7 protein-coding genes are annotated in these 8,619 nt (G+C 35.9%); 2 read left to right on the plus strand and 5 right to left on the minus strand.

The window, feature by feature from the left end; translation table 11 throughout:
* A partial coding sequence (locus AC1M83_RS14045; protein ID WP_481590933.1) for a BapA/Bap/LapF family prefix-like domain-containing protein occupies positions 1-995 on the minus strand: 995 nt, incomplete at its 3' end.
* Between the two features lie 321 nt (positions 996-1,316).
* Here AC1M83_RS14045 and AC1M83_RS14050 point away from each other — a divergent pair.
* The gene (locus AC1M83_RS14050) at positions 1,317-2,387 is read left to right on the plus strand and encodes a zinc-binding metallopeptidase family protein (RefSeq protein ID WP_481590934.1); all 1,071 of its coding nucleotides are present in this window, start codon (positions 1,317-1,319) and stop codon (positions 2,385-2,387) included.
* 78 nt (positions 2,388-2,465) lie between these two features.
* Positions 2,466-3,227 carry a 3-oxoacyl-ACP reductase gene (locus AC1M83_RS14055; RefSeq protein WP_180029055.1) on the plus strand — a complete coding sequence of 254 codons (762 nt, stop codon included), beginning with the start codon at positions 2,466-2,468 and terminating at the stop codon, positions 3,225-3,227.
* 90 nt (positions 3,228-3,317) lie between these two features.
* Here AC1M83_RS14055 and AC1M83_RS14060 read toward each other — a convergent pair whose 3' ends face one another.
* The 4 genes from AC1M83_RS14060 to AC1M83_RS14075 form a co-directional block, all read right to left on the minus strand.
* The gene (locus AC1M83_RS14060) at positions 3,318-4,211 is read right to left on the minus strand and encodes a LysR family transcriptional regulator (protein WP_092766282.1); all 894 of its coding nucleotides are present in this window, start codon (positions 4,209-4,211) and stop codon (positions 3,318-3,320) included.
* Between the two features lie 164 nt (positions 4,212-4,375).
* Positions 4,376-5,647: a DcaP family trimeric outer membrane transporter gene (locus tag AC1M83_RS14065; RefSeq protein WP_092766281.1), complete on the minus strand. Its 1,272-nt coding sequence runs from the start codon at positions 5,645-5,647 to the stop codon at positions 4,376-4,378.
* 83 nt (positions 5,648-5,730) lie between these two features.
* Positions 5,731-7,101, minus strand: coding sequence for an aromatic acid/H+ symport family MFS transporter (locus tag AC1M83_RS14070; protein WP_481590935.1), 1,371 nt, complete (start codon positions 7,099-7,101; stop codon positions 5,731-5,733).
* A gap of 385 nt (positions 7,102-7,486) precedes the next feature.
* Entirely contained in the window at positions 7,487-8,401 is a 915-nt protein-coding gene (locus tag AC1M83_RS14075) for a LysR family transcriptional regulator (RefSeq protein WP_035270297.1), read from the minus strand.
* Between the last annotated feature and the right edge of the window lie 218 nt (positions 8,402-8,619).

The following is an 8,619-nucleotide window of genomic DNA, read 5'->3' on the forward strand; positions in this document are numbered from 1 at the left end:
GCTGGACTGATTACACCATTTTTAGCAGCAATTGCCTCTACCAATTCATCATGCTTAGCTTCTGCAGTTTGAACCGCTTGTGTTGCTGCTGAAAAATCTAAATTAGTAAGATTATCCACAGCATTATTTAGTTCATCACGAGCATTATTTACATCATCAATGCTTGGCTTGTCACCAATATTGTTATTAAAGTCATCTACAAGCTTTTGAGCTTCTTCAATTTCTTTTTCTAATTCTGATCTAGTTTCATCAGTATATGGATCATTTGGATCTTCATTTTCCAACTTATCCTTTGCATTTTCCAAATCAGCTTCAAGATTATTAATTGCTTCTTCTAATTTAGCAGCATCTTTAGCTTCTTGATCTTTTAAAGCATCTTCAACAATAGAAATTAAATCATCAGCCGTCTGGTCAAGTAATTCTTGACTTGATTCTGGGTCTTTTAAAACAGCTTCTGCATCATTAATAGCATTTTCAACTCGCTGTTTTTCATCACCATCCAATTGATTTAATGAATTTTTAGCATCATTGATTGCATCAACTAATTTGCTGAGATCTTTGGAAGGTTGTTTTGTGTCACTTGATCCATTAGCAGCATCAAATACAGCAATGCCAACTCCAACTGCACCTAGTGCAAGTGAACCACCAGCTAACCAATTATTTAAGATTGTAGCGCCAGTTCCAGCACCACCTTCTAGTAACGCTTCTATGCTTTCTAAAGGGTTGTATTCTACATTTTTGAAATCAAGAACAAACATCTCACTATTTTGGTTACGGAAAACTAAATCAGATGTTTCATAATTGAAGTTTTCTAGGGTTATTGTTTCCCCATTATTAAGTTTAATAATGACCTGATTATCATTCACAATCAGCTCTTGAACATCTTCAGGAGCCACGTCGATCATTACAACTGAGTCTTCAACAATTTTAATTATATTGCTTTCTGAAGTGATCGTATTATTCAAGGTTTTTTTTGAGATAATCTGAGTTTGCATATACAAAATACCCATAGATTTAAAGAAATTTTACTTGATAGCATTAAACGATCATTTAGTTTTCTAATCAAGATTTTTTTAGATTAAAAATCATATATTTCAATATATTGTGATTTGCATCACACTATTTTTTAATAAAATTGATTTTATTTTATACAGTAACTAAATGATCTTAATTATACTGGTATTTACAAATTCAATACATTGATTACTTATTGTTCATCATTATTCTTGCTTTTAATTTTCATTATTTAATATCAGAAACACAAATTTTTTTTTGAAAAAAGCAATGGTATAATCTCAAAAAAATGAATAATTTTTATGAAATATTTTTCTTGCGCGCAGTGCAATCAGCAAATCTTTTTTATGAATTCTACATGTACTCATTGTGGAATTAATTTAGGATATGTTGTAGAAGAAAGAGAAATGGGAAGTTTCCATAAACATACTAGTCAGTTGTGGAAATCTATTAATCCCAAATTCAAAAATAAACTCTATAAACCCTGTTTTAATTATTTGCATCATCATGTATGCAATTGGATGATTCCTGCAGAAAGTTCTGATATTTACTGTGACTCTTGCAAACTAACCTCTATTATTCCAAATTTAAATAATCCTGATCACACCATCTATTGGAGCAGATTAGAGCATGCGAAGCGTCGTTTCCTTTATATGATGCAACAACTAAATATCATGCCGAGACCAAAAAAAAATGATCAAGATCAATTTGGACTTAGATTTAATTTTTTGATGCCCGAACCAGATCTTCCTGTTTTAACTGGTCATGCTCAAGGTACAATTACATTAAATGCAAGCGAAGCAGACGTCGTATACCGCGAAACAACCCGAATAAAAATGGGTGAAAACTATCGAACCCTACTCGGTCATTTTCGTCACGAAAGCGGGCATTACTATTTCGATCTCATTCAACAGCTTCGACCAGATCTGATTGATGCGTTCAGAGTAATGTTTGGAGATGAACGACAAGATTATGCTGAGGCTTTAAAGCGACATTATCACGAAGGTCCACCCATAGACTGGCAGAAAAATTTTATTAGTTCCTATGCGAGTGCTCACCCATGGGAAGATTGGGCAGAGACTTGGGCACATTATTTACATATGATGGATACCTTAGAAACAGCATACTATGCGGGTCTGAGTGTTCAATCTAAACGTGCTGATCTCCCAAGTATGACGATCGAAGAAAATCCGATTGGTGCTAAAAACTTTGAAACTGTTTTACAAAACTGGTTAACCATCACTTTTAACTTAAATGCACTTAATCGCAGTATGGGTTTAGATGATGCATACCCATTTACGCTATCAGATAAAGTCTTAGACAAGCTCAGATTTATTCATCACAAACTATTAGAAATTTCATTTCAAAAATAAATATTTTTGCTTTATCAAAGGTTGAAGTTACTTATTATTTAAATACAATCTTCACCAAGTCTTATTGATTGTGTGTAAATGAAAATAAACGAACAGATTGTACTCGTTACAGGTGGGGCACGAGGCCTTGGCTTGGCTATTACCAAGGCATTATTGAGCGAAGGCGCTCGTGTCGTTGTCAATTATCATAGTAGTCATGAGTCCGCTAAGACATTAAAACTTTCACATCCTGATCAAGTTTTTAGTTATCAAGCGGATATTACTGATGCAGATCAAGTTTCAGAAATGTTTAACGCTGCCAAACTGCATTTTGGTGAAGCTATTCATTCAATTGTGAATAATGCACTCGTTAGATTTAAATTTAACGGGGATGCAAGACCAAATATTTCACAAATACAATGGAATGATATGCACACTCAGTTTGAGGGTGCTGTCAAAGCTGCCCTTAATACCACTCAAGCCGCTTTAGCCGACATGAAAGCTAATCGATTCGGTCGAATTGTGAATATAGGAACAAACTTGGTGCAAAATCCTGTTGTGCCATATCATGACTATACTACTGCAAAATCTGCCCTTCTCGCATTGACGAGAACATGTGCTCATGAATTAGGTGAGTTTGGAATTAATGTCAATATGTTGTCTGGTGGATTACTTCAACAAACTGATGCAAGTAAAAGCACGCCACAGGAAGTTTTTGATTATATTGCTTCCGCTACCCCCTTGCGTAAAGTAGTCACTCCTGATGAGTTTGCTTCAGCCATTTTAATGTTTTTGTCACCGTACTCCAAAGCTGTCACTGGTCAAAATTTAATAGTGGATGGCGGTTTAGTTAAAAATTAATAACGATGCTTAGAGCTTAGGCTATTTTTTATTTAAGGAATAGCCTACCTATATAACCCCAATCGCTTGCTCATAGAGTATTTATGAGTGTTATTTTACAAGGATTTCATGAAACATATGTCTAAGCCATTGATGGCTGGTCTTATGATGACAGGACATATGCCAGTATTGTTTAACACCATATGTCGGGAAAGCAATAGGTGCATCAAAGATTTTTAAATTGCCTCGTGATAATAAAACTTCACTTAGATAGTAAGGCACTGTAGCAATCGCATCAGTTTCTTGAACAACAAGACCAACACCAAGATAACTTGGTAATCGCATTAAAATATTTCTTTTAAGTTCAAGGTTTAACAGCTCATTTTCAATATGGTAATGCCCCATTCCCGCATCAATATCAATGTGTGATTCTGCCAAATACTGCTCTTTGCTGATTGAATCTCCCGTTAAACGCGGGTGATCTTTTGCTGCAATTACAACATAATATTGCTCGAATAGTTTTTGTTGATAAAAGCCATTTTCCAAATGAGGCAGAAATCCTAATGCAAGATCAATTTCACCATTTGCCATTTGATAACTTGTTTCAGAAGTTATTGGACGCACATTTAATCTGACATGAGATGCTTTTGCTTTTAGATATTGGGAAATCTTAGGCAGTAATACTAAATGCGAAACATCAGTCATCGCCAAGGTGAATTGTTGATCTGATATAGCTTCATCAAAATCGATCGTAAAATTATTAATCGCTTCAACTTTACTTAATGCTTCACTGACCAATGGGAATAATTGCTTTGATAATTCCGTCGGGATCATTTCATTCCCAATTCTTAAAAAAAGCGGATCGTTATAATGTTGTCGAATTTTATTAAGAATATTACTTACAGCAGGTTGACTCATCTGCAATTGTTCAGCAGCAACCGAGACACTTTTAAATTTGTAAACATGAAAAAAAATACTGAGTAATTTGCAATCTAATTCGTACACGAAACGCGCCTTCTCCTAGTAGATGAGAATCTAAAGTCAAATAAGATCTCATAGTACTTTTATATTTTTATTTTTTCTAGGATCTATTCTGACATTCTCTAAAACCATCCCATAAAAAAAGAGCGAAAAATCGCTCTTTTTATCATCATTCAAGCTGGAATCATTTAGAAATTATAAATTGCTACAGCACTTACACGATTATCCTCACCTGTGTTAGAACCATTTGGTGCAGATACTACAGCTTTACGCTCACCATACACATATTCCAACCCAAGGCTAATCGGTTTGATCGGACTATAGAATGCATTGACCCAACCTTGCCAAAGCTCCTTATTGATCTCTGTCAGATTTACTGCACCACCTCGATAAGCATTTGTCACATCTTGATTCATATAACCAAAACCAACAGTTCCACGCCATTGAGGATTAAATTGCTGCGTTAGACCTATTGTAATCGAGTCAAATTCATTCTCATCTAAAATTTCACCAGATGAGCTACGGCTGATACCAGGATTCGTCCATGAAACGAAACTGCTATCTCCTTTTACATGATAGTAGTCAGCTTTCAGTGTAGTTGAAGGAGCTAACTTATATTGCATACCAAGTCCTACGCCCCATGCAACGACTTCATCAACTTCTGTTTTCTTTTCATTGACCATAGTACGTAAACTGAGTTTAGCATCATCATTTAATTGATGATTCAATCGCGCTGTGACTGCAGGTGTACGCATTTTAGATAAGCCATCTTTTGGATCTTCTGCTGCAAGGACCAAGCCTGTTGCAGGTGCTAAACTCATACTATAACGAACTTGAGGTGTACGTTTTACAGCACCACCCACATAACCTAAGGCATCAATCGTTTCAGGCATATAGTCTGGCACAGCAAAGTTAGACCAAGTTTGACCAATTAACCATTTATCGTAATTCATATAAGCATGACGTATACGAAGATTATCTAATCCAGCTCCACCCAAAAAGTCGACTTCAACTTTACCTGAAACTTTTTTATCATTGATTTGACTATGAATATCCAAACCTAAACGTGTTGCTGATAGAGTCGACTTCAGTTGATCACTTGCTTCACTTTGTCCCGCTAAAGGAACTTTATTAATATTATTATATAGGCGATCTGCCGCACTACCTTCGGCTTGATATGAGGCATCTAGACGAACATTACCATAAAAATTAAAAGTGGTATCTTTACCAACATTTAGTTTTGGTTGGGGTTTAACAGATTCTGTTTTTAATGTCTCAATCGATTTTGTCTGTACAACAGCATTCTTCTGTTGTTGTTCCATCATTGATTTAAGTACTTCAATTTCTTGACGTAGTTGCTCTATTTCAGACTGTTGTGTGCTTTGTGCAAATGTTGCAGTAGAGGTTAAAACAGCTAATGAGATTAAACTTAAAGTAAAAGGTTTGTTTGAAAAGATCATCCTAATCTCTCTTATCCTATAAAATGGTTTAAAAGTCTAAATAACAGCCACCTTCTGGCAGCTGTCTTATTTATAAAGAATTTTTACTGTGCTTGTTCTACGACTTTAGAAGAGTGCACCGGTTCTTCCTGAGCAATTTTTCCATCTACTGAATTTTTCAGATTCACCATAAAAATTGCTAAGGCTGCAATCACACCAGGAATTGCGATGACCAAGAAATTCATTTGGTGCGGAAGTTCCATGGTTAACAAAGCACCAGTGAGTACTGGACCTACGATTGCACCAATTCGACCAATACCAGATGCCCACCCCATACCAGTTGAACGAACTGTCGACGGATAATATTGTGCGACGAATGTATAAAGTAGAATTTGTGAGCCAATCGTTGCAGCGCCCGCGATTGCAATTAGCGTATACAACACGATTTGTGGACTATTAAAGCCGAGAAGGATAAGTGCAAGTGCACCGCACACGAACATAATTGTGAGTACTTTTTTGATGTGGAAACGATCTGCAAGATATCCACCACCGATTGCACCCACCATACCACCGATATTTAATGCAAATAGGAAGATCATACTTGCACCAAGCGAGTAACCCGCTTGAATCATCAGTTTTGGCAACCAGCTTCCTAAAGCATAAACCATGAGTAAACACATAAAGAATGCAACCCAGAACATGAAAGTACTGAAGGTACGACCTTGCTGGAATAATGCTTTTAAAGGAGCTTCATCACCTGCTGTGACTTCATCTAATACAAATTGAGTGTCAACAGTAATATTTTTTTCAGGTGCGATTTTCTTCACATTAATTCGCACTTGCTCGGTTTGGTTTTTGTTGGTCAGGTACATCAAAGATTCTGGTAGGAATTTCCAAATCAACGGCAATGCGATTAAAGGCAATGCAGCGATATAGAACATAATTTTCCAGCCATATTGTGGAACTAACCAAGCACCTAATAATGCTGACGTCATACCACCAATTGCATATCCACTGAACATAAGGGCAACTAAAGTACTTCTAATTCGCTTAGGTGCATATTCAGTCATTAAAGCAACAACGTTAGGCATCACACCGCCAATACCCAGACCAGCAAGAAAGCGTAAAATACCAAATTCAGTTGGATTCGATGCAAATGCCCCCAAAAATGTAAATCCACTGAAGATTGCCACACAAATCATAATGGTTTTTTTACGACCAAGCTTATCTGATAATGTACCAAATGACATAGCACCGAACATCATCCCGAATAAAGCTGTGCTTGCTAACAATCCAGCTTGTACTGAAGTTAATGCCCATTCCTGCATTAATAAAGGTAATGCAACTCCGTAAATGACAAGATCATAACCATCAAAGATAATAATCAATAAGCACCAAAACAATACACCCCAATGAAATGGTGTGAACTTAGCATCATCAATCACACGATTGATATTTAATTTGTTTGCTTCCAAGGTTGTGCCTCCTGCAAATAAACTCTCCAAAAATATGACGCAACATTGACTTAAAGCTGAAAAAATGTCCAAAACCGAATATATCTATATATATACCTTCAAGGTCTAAATAATCTCGAGGGCTTATTTCTAGTATGATTGAATGAAAATTAGACGAATAATTACTTAAAAAAAAAATTCTTTGAGAATTTCTAATTTGAATTTTTTATTGCAACCTACTTTTTCTTCAAAGTTAAAATTATTTGTTTGAAATTTATCAAAAAAATTAAGCCCCTTTTCGGGGCATAAGCTAAAGTCGTAGTTATTTTGAGTATTTAAGATTTTTGATTGCTATTTTTTATCCAATAGCTTTAGACCTAAGTCTAATTATTGTATTAGACCCTATCTAAATTAAATTTCTATCATACTTAATTGCTTCTAAATCATACACTTGGTAAATACAATCTATTAGAGACATGATGTCCTCGCTCTCATCTAGATTACGTATCGTCATAAATACTGGACTTACTGCAGTTTCATCTAAAATTGGGATGTAAAGCAAATGGGATAGCTGAATTGATTTCGCACTTTCTGGGACAATACAAATACCTTCACCAGCTGCAACCAAACCAAGAGATAGCTGAATTTCTCGCACCAAACGTATATTTTTAGGTTCTAAATTATATTCTGCAAACAAGGCTTGGACTTGAGTTGCAAAGCTAGGGGTTGTATGGCTAGGGTATAAAAAAATATTTTCATCAGAAATATCAGATAGATAAACACCTTCTTTTTTTAAACTTAAAGGATGACTCGCATGCACTGCCATCATTAAGCGCTCTTCACGAAGCAAAATTCGCTTCAATGCTGGATCTGAAATTCTAAGCCGCCCAAATCCAACATCAATCTTCCCCTCTTTGAGTGCTTTAACTTGTTCTAACGTGGTCATTTCAACAAGTTCAATCTTTAAGTGGGGTTGCTGCTGCCTATATAAATATACAATTTTAGAAAGCAGCCCATAAAGCAGTGACCCGACAAACCCCATTGTTACTGTACGTTCAACTAGACCTATACGCTTTGTCATAGACTTAACTTCTTCAGCATTGGCAAGTAATTTCACTGCGTGCTGATAAAAGAAATAACCGGCTTGTGTTGTTTTTAATGGACGGCTACCTCGCTCAAATAAAGCAATGCCAAGCTCTGATTCCAAATTTTGAATTTGTCTACTTAATGGTGGCTGCGCAATAAATAACTTTTCGGCTGCTTTTGTAAAACTTTGTTCTTCTACCACTGCGACAAAATATCGTAGATGTCTAAGCTCCATGACTTCCATACCTTTTAAATATATTAAAATGCAAAAATGATCTTCGACTCTATTTTTGCATTCTTTTAAGGTATACCACATGAAATACACAATGCAAGAATGCGTAGAGTGGAAATGATTACATCAGTTGAAACCTTGCTCGTTGAAATCCCGACGATCCGCCCACACAAGATGGCGGTCGCAACGATGCAAACTCAAACCTTAGTCCTCATTAAAAT

The organism is Acinetobacter sp. 25-47-130, assembly GCF_056779705.1.

What these genes read in the sequence shown, in the direction of transcription:
- AC1M83_RS14050 (WP_481590934.1), top strand. Translation starts at nt 1,317, where the DNA reads ATGAAATATTTTTCTTGCGCGCAGTGCAATCAGCAAATCTTTTTTATG.
- AC1M83_RS14055 (WP_180029055.1), top strand. Translation starts at nt 2,466, where the DNA reads ATGAAAATAAACGAACAGATTGTACTCGTTACAGGTGGGGCACGAGGC.
- AC1M83_RS14065 (WP_092766281.1), bottom strand. Translation starts at nt 5,647, where the DNA reads ATGATCTTTTCAAACAAACCTTTTACTTTAAGTTTAATCTCATTAGCT.
- AC1M83_RS14075 (WP_035270297.1), bottom strand. Translation starts at nt 8,401, where the DNA reads ATGGAGCTTAGACATCTACGATATTTTGTCGCAGTGGTAGAAGAACAA.